The organism is Streptococcus parasanguinis (assembly GCF_000963275.1).
Taxonomy (GTDB): Bacteria; Bacillota; Bacilli; order Lactobacillales; family Streptococcaceae; genus Streptococcus; species Streptococcus parasanguinis_B.
In genome coordinates this window covers 1,042,331-1,056,839 of record NZ_JYOW01000001.1, presented here as the reverse complement: position 1 = coordinate 1,056,839, position 14,509 = coordinate 1,042,331, and the positions used below count along the sequence as shown (strand labels likewise).

General features: G+C 41.1%; 13 protein-coding genes. 12 read left to right on the top strand and 1 reads right to left on the bottom strand.

The genetic code is table 11. From position 1 onward, the window contains the following. The 7 genes from TZ97_RS05250 to TZ97_RS10055 all read left to right on the top strand — a co-directional run bounded on the left by TZ97_RS05250 (window position 1) and on the right by TZ97_RS10055 (window position 7,160). Complete coding sequence (locus tag TZ97_RS05250) at window positions 1-756, top strand: SDR family NAD(P)-dependent oxidoreductase (protein ID WP_045759634.1); 756 nt, start codon at window positions 1-3, stop codon at window positions 754-756. A 10-nt stretch (window positions 757-766) separates the two neighbouring features. Next, window positions 767-1,477 carry a class I SAM-dependent methyltransferase gene (locus tag TZ97_RS05245; RefSeq protein WP_045759633.1) on the top strand — a complete coding sequence of 237 codons (711 nt, stop codon included), beginning with the start codon at window positions 767-769 and terminating at the stop codon, window positions 1,475-1,477. Between the two features lies 1 nt (window position 1,478). Next, complete coding sequence (locus TZ97_RS05240) at window positions 1,479-1,883, top strand: GNAT family N-acetyltransferase (RefSeq protein WP_045759632.1); 405 nt, start codon at window positions 1,479-1,481, stop codon at window positions 1,881-1,883. Between the two features lie 337 nt (window positions 1,884-2,220). Continuing rightward, entirely contained in the window at window positions 2,221-2,997 is a 777-nt protein-coding gene (locus tag TZ97_RS10910) for a hypothetical protein (RefSeq protein WP_235287899.1), read from the top strand. Between the two features lie 305 nt (window positions 2,998-3,302). Then, window positions 3,303-4,781 carry a hypothetical protein gene (locus tag TZ97_RS05225; RefSeq protein WP_235287897.1) on the top strand — a complete coding sequence of 493 codons (1,479 nt, stop codon included), beginning with the start codon at window positions 3,303-3,305 and terminating at the stop codon, window positions 4,779-4,781. Between the two features lie 188 nt (window positions 4,782-4,969). Next, window positions 4,970-6,361, top strand: coding sequence for a hypothetical protein (locus TZ97_RS05220; RefSeq protein WP_152620214.1), 1,392 nt, complete (start codon window positions 4,970-4,972; stop codon window positions 6,359-6,361). Between the two features lie 34 nt (window positions 6,362-6,395). Next, window positions 6,396-7,160 carry a hypothetical protein gene (locus tag TZ97_RS10055; protein ID WP_052690144.1) on the top strand — a complete coding sequence of 255 codons (765 nt, stop codon included), beginning with the start codon at window positions 6,396-6,398 and terminating at the stop codon, window positions 7,158-7,160. A 191-nt stretch (window positions 7,161-7,351) separates the two neighbouring features. On the opposite strand, the gene TZ97_RS05205 is transcribed toward TZ97_RS10055, so the two are convergent. Next, window positions 7,352-9,493, bottom strand: coding sequence for a Cna B-type domain-containing protein (locus TZ97_RS05205; protein WP_045759629.1), 2,142 nt, complete (start codon window positions 9,491-9,493; stop codon window positions 7,352-7,354). Between the two features lie 479 nt (window positions 9,494-9,972). On the opposite strand from TZ97_RS05205, the gene recJ reads away from it, so the two are divergent. From recJ to metA, 5 genes are all read left to right on the top strand, one after another. Then, window positions 9,973-12,198 (top strand): single-stranded-DNA-specific exonuclease RecJ, encoded by a 2,226-nt coding sequence (gene recJ / locus TZ97_RS05200; protein ID WP_045759628.1) that lies wholly within the window; start codon window positions 9,973-9,975, stop codon window positions 12,196-12,198. Further along, window positions 12,195-12,560 carry a TipC family immunity protein gene (locus tag TZ97_RS11025; RefSeq protein WP_268747587.1) on the top strand — a complete coding sequence of 122 codons (366 nt, stop codon included), beginning with the start codon at window positions 12,195-12,197 and terminating at the stop codon, window positions 12,558-12,560. The genes recJ and TZ97_RS11025 overlap by 4 nt, the downstream gene beginning before the upstream one ends. After that, complete coding sequence (locus TZ97_RS11020; protein ID WP_268747586.1) at window positions 12,557-12,787, top strand: TipC family immunity protein; 231 nt, start codon at window positions 12,557-12,559, stop codon at window positions 12,785-12,787. The genes TZ97_RS11025 and TZ97_RS11020 overlap by 4 nt, the downstream gene beginning before the upstream one ends. 159 nt (window positions 12,788-12,946) lie before the next feature. Further along, window positions 12,947-13,459, top strand: a complete 513-nt coding sequence (locus TZ97_RS05190) for an adenine phosphoribosyltransferase (protein ID WP_045759627.1) — start codon at window positions 12,947-12,949, stop codon at window positions 13,457-13,459. A gap of 101 nt (window positions 13,460-13,560) precedes the next feature. After that, complete coding sequence (gene metA, locus TZ97_RS05185) at window positions 13,561-14,505, top strand: homoserine O-acetyltransferase MetA (RefSeq protein WP_024055870.1); 945 nt, start codon at window positions 13,561-13,563, stop codon at window positions 14,503-14,505. Window positions 14,506-14,509: the final 4 nt, after the last annotated feature.

Sequence of the window (14,509 nt, the reverse complement as noted above, 5' to 3'; positions counted from 1 at the left end):
ATGCGAACCATTCTCATAACAGGAGCAAGTGGAGGCTTGGCCCAAGAAATGGTCAAGCTCCTCCCTGAAGATCGGCTGATTCTCCTAGGCAGAAATCAAGAAAAACTGGAACAACTCTATGCCAGTCATCCTCAAGCTGAATGCATCGGGATCGATATCACTGATTCCTCAGCCGTCCAAGATTTGGTAGAAGAGCTCTATCAGCGCTACGGGCAAATTGATGTCTTGGTCAACAATGCTGGCTATGGAATCTTTGAAGAGTTTGACCAGATTACCAATGAGCAGATTCATGCCATGTTTGAAGTCAATACCTTTGCCCTCATGCAGTTTTCACGTTTGATTGGTGCGCACATGAAGGAAGCAGGAAAGGGTCACATTGTCAATATCGTCAGTATGGCGGGGCTCGTTGCATCAGCCAAATCCAGCCTTTATTCAGCTACTAAGTTTGCAGCCATCGGCTTCTCCAATTCCTTGCGGTTAGAACTGATGCCCTTTGGTATTCATGTGACGACGGTCAATCCAGGCCCCATCCGGACCACTTTCTTTGATCAGGCAGACCCTGACGGAAGCTATGTCAAAGCTGTGGATCGCTATATTTTGGAACCGGACTTTGTGGCCAAGAAAATCGTGAAGAACTTTGGAAAAGCAAAACGCGAGCTCAATCTTCCTTGGCTCTTGAACCTGACCCACAAGCTCTATACCCTTTTCCCTCGCATCTCAGACAAGCTAGCCTGCAAGATGTTCAATTTCAAATAGGAGGAGATAGATGGCGGCGAATATTCAAGCCTATTTAGAAAACCTCCAGCAACCCTGGGGACAGATCTATTATGATATTCTTTTTGAGCAATTACAGGACATCAAAGACAAGCACGTGCTTGATTTTGGCAGTGGCTTTGGCCTGGTGGCTAACCACCTAGCAAAAGACAATCAAGTCCTTGCTGTGGAGCCCAATGAGGAAATGGTGGCCTTGCGGTCCCAGGACCATCCCTACCAACAATTCGTCGGAAGTCTAGATCAGTTGGCAGCCCTTGAAGATGCCAGTTTTGATGTCATCCTCTGCCACAATGTCTTGGAGTATGTAGAGGATCGCAAGGTGGTTCTCAAGGCATTCACCCGTCTCTTGAAACCAGGAGGCCTGCTCTCTATCGTCAAGCACAATGAGGTTGGCCGCGTCCTGCAGACCGTCGTCTTTGAAAATGATCCTCAGAAGGCGCTTGATCTCTTAGCCGGTCAAGACCTGGAAACCCACTCCATGGGCTTGGCACAGGCCTATGATCTAGATAGAGCAGTAGACGATCTAGCCCTCGAAGTTCAGGACTACCAAGGGATCCGTGTCTTTTATGCCTTGCAGGACAATCGCTTTAAAGGACAAGAAGGCTGGCGAGAGTCTATGCTCAAGATGGAGCTGGCCGTTTGCCAAGAGTCCCCTTACAGAGATGTCGCCTTCTTCCAGCACTATAGCATAAAAAGGAGTTAAGATGTTACATTATAAAAAAAAAATTCCAGCGATGACAGACCTACTCGCACTCTACAGCTCAGTCGGCTGGACTAATTATACTAACAAGCCAGCTATGCTAGAAGAAGCTGTCAAAGCCAGTCTCTGGCAGTTAGCAGTCTATGATGAAGAAGCGTTAGTCGCCTACATTCGCTTGGTAGGAGATGGCCACTCTGTCCTGTTGGTGCAAGACCTCTTGGTACGACCAGATCACCAGCGCCAAGGCATCGGAAGGAAACTCTTAGAAGAGGCTTTAGCGACCTTCCCAAATGTCTATCAACGGCTCCTCGTCACAGAACGTAGCGAGAAAAATCTAGCCTTTTACCAGTCCCTGGGCTTTGTCGAATTGTCAGAGCAAGCCTGTACAGGGATGATTTATATGAAATAAAGAGAGTGGGACAGAAATCGGTAATTCGTTAGAATTCGATTTCGTCGTCCCACCTCCGCACAGTTGAGTAGGGCTGTAAAAACTGATGAAATCAGCGTAGTAGAGCCCACTCAACCACTGCGTCTTGCTCGACAATCCAAAGACAATTGAGAGGCTAGGACTTTTGTCCCAGCCTCTTTTTTTGTTTTTCCTGACATTCTTTGTAAACAATGGTAGAATAGAGTTAGATTATTGAGTACCTTGATCAGCATTCCAAATTATGATAACCCTTCATCCTATAGTTCTTGCTCGTTCCCTAGCTCACTTTTGGAAATTTTCTGTTTTTGGAGGTAGATCTATGAAAAACAAACCTTATTCTTTTTTACTCCTAGTTCCCATCCTATTCTTAACGATGTTCCTAACCAGTTGTAAATTCATGACATCGAGCGATTATAAAAAGGCTAAAGAAGTTGTTAGCAGTGAGCTTGCTCAAGTTGGTTTGCATGGGAAAGTAAGCATCACTCAGTTATCCTGGACTGCCCTAGAATACCCACAGTATCATGTAAGGTACACATACTCTGAAAAAACCTACGATGATCAAATGGTACGATTGGAAGATGAAACTACTTTTAAAGATGACTGGTCGCTTAATAGTCTTATATTTCTAGAATATAAGGAAGCTTTCTTGGAGCAGAAATCGATTAAAGAACTGGAAGATAAAATTGAGGAACAATTAAAGAAGCAATCTCTCGGCCTCCCTATTAATTTCTTTAGCTTTTTAGGTAACTTTCATCCTGATGAAAAAGAAGCAATTCTGGATAGCATCGCTAAGCAAAATCTCAAAGAAGGGAAAAAAGACTTTGCCGGATACTATCAAATCCCTCTTCAAACTTTGATAGATCAAGAGCTTGTACGTATGACTATTTTTGTCGATGATAGTGCATCTGTCACTACGGATCAAGACTTGAAGAAGGCTGCGAAAAAGCTAGATGCGAGCAAACTACCGAATGGTGCCTATAGATTCTACTATTCAAAAGGTGGTGGCGAAAAATCCATCGGTTACTCCTTCAAAGTTAAAGATGGAAAAGTTGTTTTTTATGAAGATCAAAAGGATGAACTAGAAGAACAAAACTAAAAGAGTATTCTTGAGTAACCTAGTAAGGCTTAACAAATCTATTTTTATAATGCTACTTAAATGAGAGTGGGACAGAAATCGGTCATTCGTTAGAATTCGATTTCGTCGTCCCACCTCCGCATAGTTGAGAGTAGGGCTGTAAAAGCTGATGAAATCAGCCTAGTAGAGCCCACTCAACCACTGTGTCTTGCTCGACAATCTAAAGACAATTGAGAGGCTAGGACTTTTGTCCCAGCCTCTTATCTATTTGACTGACAAAAGGGGAGTTTGATGGTAAAATGAGGAAGAGATTAGGAGGAGATGAAATGAAGAAGAAAATAAAATGGGGCCTTGTCTTATGTTCGGTACTTATACCAGTATGTTTGAGTGCCTGCAAACAAGGAACTGTAGAAAAACAAGGTTCTTCGAATAAAGAAGTACAGAAGAAAATCGATCGAAAAAACATTCATTTTGACAAGACAGGACCTGCAGCAACATTTGATTGGGATGCAAAGAACAGTATCAGATACATAACGTTTGAAAAACTTCCACAATATATGAGGTCAGATGATAGCGATGGTATTTCAATATATGGACAGCAACCGAATGAAGTCTCTCTATCTGAGGAAGGAAGAGTTCAAAAAGCTTTGCAGGTCGTTGAAGGAATCTATGTAGATCCAAGGGGAATAGACACAGTAATCAAGGCCAATGGGGCAAAAAATCAAGAGGATATGTATACTCGACTCTGGAACGATTATATTATCCCTAAAATTGAAAAAAACAGTAGTACTTTTGATCCAAATACTTATGTGGAATATCTTGGTGAGAAGTACCCCCTCAAAATATATGGTCCCATGTATTTGAAGCTCATGACGAATGCATTGAGCTTTGGAAAAAAATATGAATTAAAGGGCTATGCAGTTAAGGGAAACAAAGTATTTATTCGCATTCAGGTACCAACTTACTTCCCAGAGCTTTTACCGAGAGGGAATAAATATTATAAAAATCCTAATGAGTCAGATTTCAATCAAGCCTTCTATGATTGGCTCGATGAATTCCATCAAAGGTATGCTGAAAAAGAAATAAATCGAGATGATCATATTTCCTATATCATGCTTTCAACAGTTTTACAACAGTTAGTTAACAAAAATTTCGAGGCAACCTCATTATCCGGTTATGCTTATAGTAAAACTTCGCCTACGGAATTCACGGTTGAAATGGAAGTGACAAATCAAGGTGATGTTCGAATTGATTTAAAAAACTTGGCTATTCTCTTACAAATCCCTCAACAAATGAAGGGGGATAATCAGTATGGTAAGCAAGATGAGAATAATATCTTTTGGACCATCCCATCTGGAAATAATAATGACGGACAAAAGATAAAAGAAAAATTAAAGAATTTTAATCCCAAAAATCCTGTTAAAAGTTATGCAATTGGAGAGCCAGTTGTATTTGCTAATGGCTTAGAAGTTACACTGAATAGTGTAACAGACGATCCAAATTTGGATGTTCAGGATGATCAAGACCGTATCGATACAAGGAAAAAACAACATCGATTGATCGTCGAATTCACCCTATCGAATACAACACCTCTCAGTATTGAAAATACTCCAGATTATACAAATGTAGATCTCTATGATGGCCAGGGGAAATCTGCTTATATGTTGAATAACACTTTAAATTATAAACAGCCAACAGTCCTTGAAGCAGGAGAATCTGGTATATATAAAATTAACTATTTAACAGATGGGGATGGACCATTTACGGTTGTTTATGGTGATGCCAAATGGGTCCTTCAAAAATAAAGAAGAATCCTAACCTTTAGTCAGCTTATTGTAAAAGTTAGTTAGTTTAAGAAATTATCAGAAGCTTCAGTTATCAATGAATTATTAAAAAATTTATTCATATGTGGTTGGAAAAATCGGAAAACCTTTAAAGAAAACTGACAAACAAATAAGGTAATAAAATGCGGACAGAAAGTAGAAATGAGAGAATGAAGAAGGTTTTTAAATCAATCAAGTTTTGGATATTTGTATTACTCGTTACCTTGGCAGGAGGCTGGTTCATCCGGTATGAAATTCATAAGCGTGATATATCACAATTTGTAACTTGGAAACCTCGTCCAAACATAGTTGACTCCCAATTTATTGCAGGTGGGAAAGCAGTAGCCATTCAATGGGATAATAAAGAGGAAGTGGATGAGGCGCTGGAAGCATATTCGTATAATTCAAAAGTTAAAGTAGAATGGTTTATAAATGGTGGAAATAGTGAACGGTACATTGCACAAGAAAGTTACAAATTAAAATCTGACCCACGTCTCTATTTTCAATATTATATTCGTGGTAATCAAGTTCCTTACCTAACTACAAATAAAGCACAAAAGGGAGAGTACTGGCTCATTGATGTCTATGATACCAAGGACAAGCGCTTAGTGAAGAAAACATATGATGTTTTTAAGATAGTACGAGATATGGATAAGAATTATATCCCCTTATCTGTTAAAGTTTCTTCTATGTTGTTGGATACAGATGATGGAGAAACATACATTTCGATTGATATTCTTGTCGATAAGAAAGACAAATATATTGTAGAACCTGGAAATATCTATGTACAAACAGAGTATCAATCTCGTATAGGGTTAATGAATGTTAAGGATGGAAAGTTCGCTTGGAAAACCTCATCAGGCAAAGGTTATGAACAAGTTCAAAAAGAAAATCGAGAAAGCGACAAAGACTTACATCCATTTGAATACAATTTTGAAAGAGGACAATTGCAGCTCCAACATTCACGTTTGTTATTTACAGATCGTAGTAATGAGACTAAGGATATCCCATTGAAAACACTCTATCCGAAAGTATATTCGATTTTAAGCAAAGGGAATAATCCAACTACTTTAAAATGGGATGAAAAACCGACAAAAGGGGAGAATGCCTACCTATACTTTCTCGGACCAGAAGATCTCAACTTTGATATTTCATTTTTGGAACTGCTTTATAAAGTTCCAGAGCAGCGTTCAGGTGGATGGGATGATGTCCTACGGTATCATAAGATACCAGCAGAATTTTCAAAAGATGGTCAAGAACATCTTGCGAATAATAAAAAAGAATTTTTCCAATATTTTAAAAAGGATTTAAATCAAAGTAAGGATACTACAGAGTTCTCATTGCTGAGACGCTTATATGAAGTACAGAACTACGTGGTCTCTAGAGATTTTGGTCAGTCCTTCGCTAATCTGACCATACCAGCTGAGTATACTAAAGATGGGAAGGTTCATGTCGTTCAAAATGATGAAGAATTCTTCAAATATATGGATTTAGAGAAAATTCCTAATAAAAAGATGAAAGAAGATATTAAAAAAATGTTCCCATATGATGTAAATAATTAATCGATTAGGTCGGATTTAACAAGGAGGTCAGGCTATGAAGCTCAACTATTTCAAACTATTCGCAGGAATTCCACTTATTCTATGTTGCCTGTTTCTTTCCAGTTGTAAGATCATGAAACCGAGTGATTATAAAAAGGCGAAGGAAGTAGTCAGCGGTGAGCTTGCTAAGGTTGGTCTGCATGGGAATGTTAAAATTAACCGTCTTTCCTGGCAGGCTTTAGAAATTCCAGGTTATAATGTCGATTTTACTTATTCGGAGAAAACCTATGACGGTCAAACCGTACCTCTTGAGGTGCATGCTTTCTTACAAAATGACTGGTCTGATCCCTATGGACAAACCACTCCAAGTTATAAAGAAGTTTTTACAGAGCAGAAGGCAGTACAGAAAAAAGAGGCCGAACTACTGGATAAGCTTAAAAAGCAGGATCTAGGCCTGACGCTCTCTTATTTTCATTTTCTCCCCAATGTTGATTCTTCTTATCAAAAGGAGGCTGCAGAAGAATTGGAAGAACTGGCGGCTCAAAATAGGCAAGAAGGAAAGAACGATTTCGCGGGTTATTACCAGATTCCGTACGCCACCCTTATTCAAAAGGGGATGGTTCGTATGATGATCTCAGTAGAAGATGACCAAGCCATCCAGGAAAAGGATTTAAAAGCTGCTGCTAAAAAGTTGGATGCCAGTGATCTTCCAGATGGTGATTATGATTTCTATTATCTGGATTTCAAGAATAAAGATCATGAATCCATCACTTATAAATTCAACGTTAAGGATGGACAGGTTGTGAAATTGGATCAGTAAAAAAGGTAAAATAGAAAAAACGACAGCTCAGGATGAAGGTCCCTGAGCTGTTTTTGTTATCTATTAAAGAAAAACGGGATAAAAAAGAGAACCTTTCGGTTCTCTCTTATTTGTTTCAACTTCTACGAATGAGAGTAGAAGTTTCTTCGTTAGGGGGTTGATAGAAGTAAGGACTGTTCCTAATGATACTATTAGTTATCAGTCAATTTCCGTTTGATTCCAACAGCACCTGCTAAGACAAGAATTCCTGAGAAGACAAGTCCAGATGCAACAACTTCACCTGTATTTGGAAGAAGCGTTTTGCGACCTCCCCCATTGTTTCCACCATTTGAACCTGGCGCACTTGGTGTCGTTGTGGTACCAGAATGATCAGGTTTATTTGGTTTTTCGGGTGTAGTCTTAGGCTCTGCAGTAGTAGTTGTTGTTGTTGACGTTGTGCCTTCCTCACTACTATTGTGGTTTCCTGGTTCTTCTGGTGTTGTATCAGGAGTCTCAGGTGTAGTAGGTACAGTAGTCTTAGGCTCTTCAGAAGTAGTTGAAGTAGTCGAAGGTTCATCGGTAGTCGTTACTGTAGTCTTAGGCTCTTCAGTTGTAGTTGAAGTAGTCTTAGGCTCTTCAGTTGTAGTTGAAGTAGTCTTAGGCTCTTCAGTCGTAGTAGTTGTAGTTGTAGGCTCTTGAGTCGTAGTAGTTGTGGTTGTAGGCTCTTGAGTCGTAGTAGTTGTAGTTGTAGGCTCTTGAGTCGTAGTAGTTGTGGTTGTAGGCTCTTGAGTCGTAGTAGTTGTGGTTGTAGGCTCTTGAGTCGTAGTAGTTGTAGTTGTAGGCTCTTGAGTCGTAGTAGTTGTAGTTGTAGGCTCTTGAGTCGTAGTAGTTGTAGTTGTAGGCTCTTGAGTCGTAGTTGTAGTGGTTGTAGGCTCTTGAGTCGTAGTAGTTGTGGTTGTAGGCTCTTGAGTCGTAGTTGTAGTAGTCGTAGTGGTTGTGGTTGTAGTTGTAGTTGTAGTTGGTTTATTTGATGTGTTGACCACTTTAATCACGTTGTTATCATCAATTTTCTCAACTTTAGAAGTGTAACCTTCTGGAGTGTTTGTTTCCACTACTGAGTACTCAATCTTCTTACCGTCTTTGATACCTGGCAATTTCGTAAATTCTGCTTTCCAGCCAGAAGCTTTTGTAAGGGTTTGTGTTAACCCATCCAAGGCTTTGCCGTCCGCATACAATTGAACCGTGATATCTTTACGGTCAGCTTCATCATCACCAACCCATTCTTTTTGAACAGTAACTGTTTGATCTCCAGTAACCCAGTATTTCAATTCTGTATTGTTCCAGAATGCTGGGTCAGTTTGAGGTGTTGTGATTTCATCAGCTGTCAATGTAGCATTGTTATCTACTCTGATGGTTGTCTTAGGAATTAATGTTTGGTATTCAACGATCAATTCATCGCTTGATGCTGTTTTAAAGACATCACTGACGTCTGATAAATTCACAGTAAATCCATTGCCGTCCGCATCGAATTTCACATGTTGCCAGAAGTCCCAACCAGAAGCCACCACTTGTCCACCTTTTCTTAATGTAAAGGATGGTTTCAAGTAAGTTCCCACAAAGAATTCATTTGCAGCGTGGTTAGCAGCAGGAGCAAAAGTGATTTTTGAGTAATCGACTGCTGGAGCTTGGATTTTATCTGATACAACAGGGTTTGTCAAAGCTTGTTTCTTACCATCTCCATTGATACGGATGAACCATTTTGTCAGATAGTAGTCATCTCCAACATTCAACCATGCATAGTTTTCAGATGCGTCTAATTTGAATTGCTTAGTTACATAGTCACCAGTAAGGTTGTACTTGTTCAACACAGATTCAAATACTCCAGGTCCGTCAGGACGAGTGATAACAACGGATTCAGATCCAACCTTAGAAGTGGCAGTTTTATTTCCAGGATTTCCTGGTGTGCTATCCCATTCTGCTTTGTATGAGAAACCACCCTTAACGTTTTGGTTCATGGATTCGATTGCTTTTTTAAAGGTGAAAGTAATCTTTTTGTTTGTCATTGAAATGGTTGCGACTTCAGCTCCATTTGCTTGGAGTGATTGAGTTGCAATTTCAGTGATATTAACACCTTCTGGAGCGTCAATAGTAAATGTATCACCGTCTTTAACTGATTTACCAGTTAAATCCCAGTCAAATGAAAAGGTAACCTTTTGTCCATTTGTTTGGGCCTTTAAGTTGGTGACGGTTGGTGAAACAGTGGCCGCGCTTACGGGTTTGATCACAGACAAGCCCAAGGCTACCACACCGATGATAGCTACAAATGCAACTATCTTTTTATAAAGAGATTTCAATTGGCCTCATTTCCTTTCTTCTGCCTGCCCTTTCCGAGGCTTTTCTATATAGTGATATATCCTAAAATAGAAAGGCTTCTAATTTCTACTCCATGAAACCAGCTGCCTCAGTTTAGGATAGATCGATGAATTATATGCTCCTCTTTATGCATTAAAAGAAAACAAACCCACCGACAAAATCAGCTCAAACCCTCTAACTACGTTTGTTTAGATAGAAAAACAAGGGAAATGACAAGCGTCATAATGTTAAAGTGATAATAAACGTTGCAAATTTTAACAGAATAATCATCCCATTGCATATTTAAAAGATTATTATCATCATTATTATATTCTTTTAGTAGGATAAGTCAAGTTAAATGCAACAAAAATAATGAAAAATGTTGATTTTGGTTTTTGTATAAGTCGACCTTTTATTTCCCGCCATTTTAGCCTTTCATGTTATAATATTCAGATAAGAAAAAGAGGAGACCAAAAGCTAGATGATCACTTCAAAATACGATTGGCAGTTAGCTTCGCCAAGTGCAGATGAGGCCTTTTTAGCCCTTGCCAAAAAAGCATGCCTGGAAGCATCCGTAGCAACCTTGCTGTATGAGCGTGGCATTCAAACCAAAGAGGATTTAGAAGACTTTTTAGAACCCAAGTTGGAGAAGCTACATGACCCTTATTTGCTCCATGATATGGACAAGGCAGTGGAGCGCATCCGACGGGCTATTGAAGATTATGAGCAGATCCTCATCTACGGAGACTATGATGCGGATGGGATGACCTCGGCCTCTATTATGAAGGAAATCTTGGAGCAGATGGGAGCAGAGGTGCAAGTCTACCTACCCAACCGCTTCACAGACGGCTATGGTCCCAATGAGAGTGTCTACAAATACTTTATCGAGCAACAAGGCATTTCCCTGATTGTCACGGTGGACAATGGGGTAGCGGGCAATCAAGCCATTGCCATGGCCCAAGCGATGGGGGTTGATGTCATCGTGACGGATCACCACTCGATGCCAGAGGTTTTACCGGATGCATATGCGATCATTCATCCAGAGCATCCAGATGCGGATTATCCCTTCCATTATCTAGCGGGATGTGGGGTGGCCTTTAAGTTGGCCTGTGCCCTCTTAGAGGAAGTACCAGTCGATCTCTTAGATCTGGTAGCAATTGGGACCATTGCTGACATGGTCAGTCTGACAGATGAGAATCGGATCCTGGTCAAATACGGTCTGGGTGTTCTCCAACATACCCAGCGCATGGGCTTGCAGGAGCTCTTGGAGATCGCAGGGATTCGTCCGGAGGATGTCAATGAAGAAACGGTTGGTTTTCAGATTGCTCCTCGTCTCAATGCTCTTGGCCGCCTTGATGACCCTAATCCGGCCATTGAACTCCTGACAGGTTTTGACGATGAAGAGGCGCACGAGATTGCCCTCATGATTCATCAGAAGAATGAAGAACGAAAAGAGATTGTCCAAAGCATCTATGACGAAGCTAAAACCATGGTCGATCCGAGCTTGTCCGCCCAGGTCTTGGCCAAGGAAGGCTGGAATCCTGGGGTTCTTGGTATTGTAGCTGGTCGTTTATTAGAAGAGCTTCATCAGCCGGTCGTTGTTTTAAGTATCGAAGATGGGCGGGCTAAAGGGAGCGCTCGGAGTCCTGAGTCGGTCAATATCTTTGACGCCCTCGATCCCCACCGGTCGCTCTTTGTCGCCTTTGGAGGACATGCTGGTGCAGCAGGGATGACGCTGGAGGTGGACCAACTTCCTGCCTTGTCTCAGGCTCTTACGGATTACATTAGAGAGCAAAAGATTGATCTCAGCAGTAAGTCTAGCTTAGCCATCGACGAGGAACTGTATCTAACTGACCTCACGCTTGAAACCTTGAAAAGCTTTGATCGCTTGAGTCCTTTTGGCATGGACAATAAAAAGCCAGTCTTTCTGGTCCGTAATTTCAAGGTAGAAGGGGCGCGCTCGATGGGAACCGGCAATACCCACTTGAAACTCAAAATTTCTCAAGAAGATGCGACCTTTGAGGTGGTTGCCTTTGGCTTGGGAAGCTTAGAGGCAGAGTTTGCACAGGCGCAAGACCTAGAGCTAGCTGTGCAGTTGTCGGTCAACCAATGGAATGGCCAAACAACCTTGCAGCTCATGCTGGTTGATGCACGTGTGGATGGTGTGCAACTCTTTAATATCCGCTCTAAAAATGCCAGTCTCCCCGCAGGTGTTCCCGTTCTTGATTTTACTAAAGAACTACCAGATCTGATAGGCGCACCCGCTGTTGTAGTTGGAAATATCCCTGAGGATTTAGAGCAACTACGGCAAATCTTCCAAGAGCATGATTTCCAGGCTGTCTATTTCAAAAATGAAATCGCCAAAGCCTACTATTTAACAGGATACGGTAGCAGGGACCAGTATGCCAAGCTTTATAAGACCATTTACCAGTACCCAGAGTTTGATGTCCGCTACAAACTCAAAGACCTAGCAGCTTATCTCAAGATTCAGCAGATCCTCTTGGTCAAAATGATTCAGATCTTCCAAGAACTGGGCTTTGTGACCATTGAAAATGGCATCATGAAGGTCAATAAAGAAGCAGAAAAACGCGAAATCGCAGAAAGTAGCATCTACCAAAACCTCAAACAAACGGTGAAAGAGCAGGAGTTGATGGCTCTTGGAACGGTTCGCGAAATCTACGACTATCTGACAGGACAGGCCTCATGAAAAAACATCTAAAAAAATTCCTCTGGCTCAGTCCCTTCCTGCTTTTAGCTCTTTATTGGTTGGGAATCTACCTGAGTCTCAAGAATCCCATAGAAGAAATCAACTATGCCGAAAATGGTGGATGGATGCGCTATGTGATGTACAAGCCATTTACAGAAACGATAGGAAGTGATCGCATCTGGAAAGAAGATGAAGGATTTCAAATGTATCCCTATTCAGATAAAATCGTTGGGGGACAAGAAGACCTGTCCGTCATGATGTTTCGAAACAGTTCGGAATGGGTTTATAGGTATAAATATCAGTTAAAAGAAAATGTATCGGTTCGTATGATGTTCAAATACAATTCTAAAAAAGAGCATTGATTCAAGAAGAAGTCTATCTTTATGCGGATGATCAAGAAGTAGAGGGTAGTGATTTTCTAAAAAAACTTGCCGCCTATGGCAAAGACCGGACTTGGTTGAAGAAGCAAAGTAAGAAAGTCGCTGAACAATACATCCTTGGCACCTGGTTCAAAAATGGAAGCTCCCGATATTCCCTGAAAAACTTGGGAGATATGAAAATCGAGTACAATAAATTGATAGAAGAATAGTAAGTTTTTTTCGGATCTAATCCCACATCATTTTTCGGATGTGGGATTTTTGCTTTTGACGCGGGAGCTTGGGAAAATGATTTGGCAAAAAATGATGCAAGTTAGTAGAATTCATGATATAATGGAATGTAAAAAATTTTTTATGAAAGAAAGTTAACCATGAATTTAAAAGATTACATTGCAAGCATTGAAAACTATCCACAAGAAGGAATTACCTTCCGTGATATCAGCCCTTTGATGGCAGATGGCAATGCTTATAGTTATGCGATTCGTGAAATCGTTCAATACGCAACGGATAAGAAAATCGACATGATCGTTGGTCCTGAAGCGCGTGGGTTCATCGTTGGATGTCCGGTCGCTTTTGAGTTGGGAATTGGATTTGCGCCTGTTCGTAAGCCTGGTAAATTGCCACGTGAAGTCATCTCTGCTGACTACGAAAAAGAATACGGTGTTGATACCCTTTGCATGCACGCAGATGCCATCAAACCAGGTCAACGCGTCCTTATCGTTGATGACCTCTTGGCGACTGGTGGTACGGTGAAAGCAACCATCGAAATGATCGAAAAACTCGGTGGGATCGTTGCAGGGTGTGCCTTCTTGATCGAGTTGGATGAATTGAAAGGTCGCGAAGCGATCGGCGATTACGACTACAAAGTCTTGATGCATTACTAATATAGTCTAATACTATAACTGGATACAGAAAAACCATAATTGAAAACTATAAGCTCCTATCATATAATGTTAGTTAAGAACTTGCACGATGGGAGCTTTTTATGCCAATTACACTAGATAAAAAATTACCTGCAGTAGATATTCTTCGTTCAGAAAATATTTTTGTTATGGATGATGTTCGAGCAACTCACCAGGATATTCGTCCTATAAATGTTCTGATTTTGAATCTCATGCCGACTAAGGAAGCAACTGAGACTCAACTGCTACGCCTCCTGGCCAATACGCCCTTGCAGATCAATGTAGATTTCCTCTATATGGCGAGCCATAAGTCTAAAAATACAGCGGCCGAGCATATGGAGAGTTTTTACAAGACTTTTGAGGATATCAAGGATAATTACTATGACGGCTTGATTGTGACGGGGGCGCCTGTCGAAAAGATGGACTTTGAGGAAGTGGACTACTGGGAAGAATTAACCCAGGTCTTTGAATGGGCCAAGCGTCATGTTTTTTCTACCTTACACCTTTGTTGGGGAGCCCAGGCTGGATTGTATCACCGCTACGGGATTCAAAAAGTAGAGCTCTGTGACAAGCTATCCGGTATCTATGACCAAGCAGTGGTGCGTCCTGATAGTCTGCTCATGAGAGGATTTGACGATCGCTTCCTTGCCCCTCATTCTCGCTATACAGATATTCCTTTGAAGGAAGTCCTTGAAAAGAGCAATCTTCAAGTGATCGCTCAGGGAAATGAAGTTGGACTTTCCATCATTGCTAGTCCAGACATGCGTGAGGTCTATAGCTTTGGCCATCTGGAATATGATCGCGATACACTGGCAAAAGAATACCACCGAGATGTCAAGGCGGGCTTGGATCCGGACGTTCCCAAGAATTACTTTGATGGGGATGACGCTAATACAGAGCCTCGCATTCGTTGGAATCTAGCTGCAACGACCTTCTTTAGTAATTGGATCAACTATGCGGTTTATCAAGAAACACCTTACCGCTTGGAAGAATTGGAAAAAGATATTTCATTTTATGGTTACCTATAAAGGG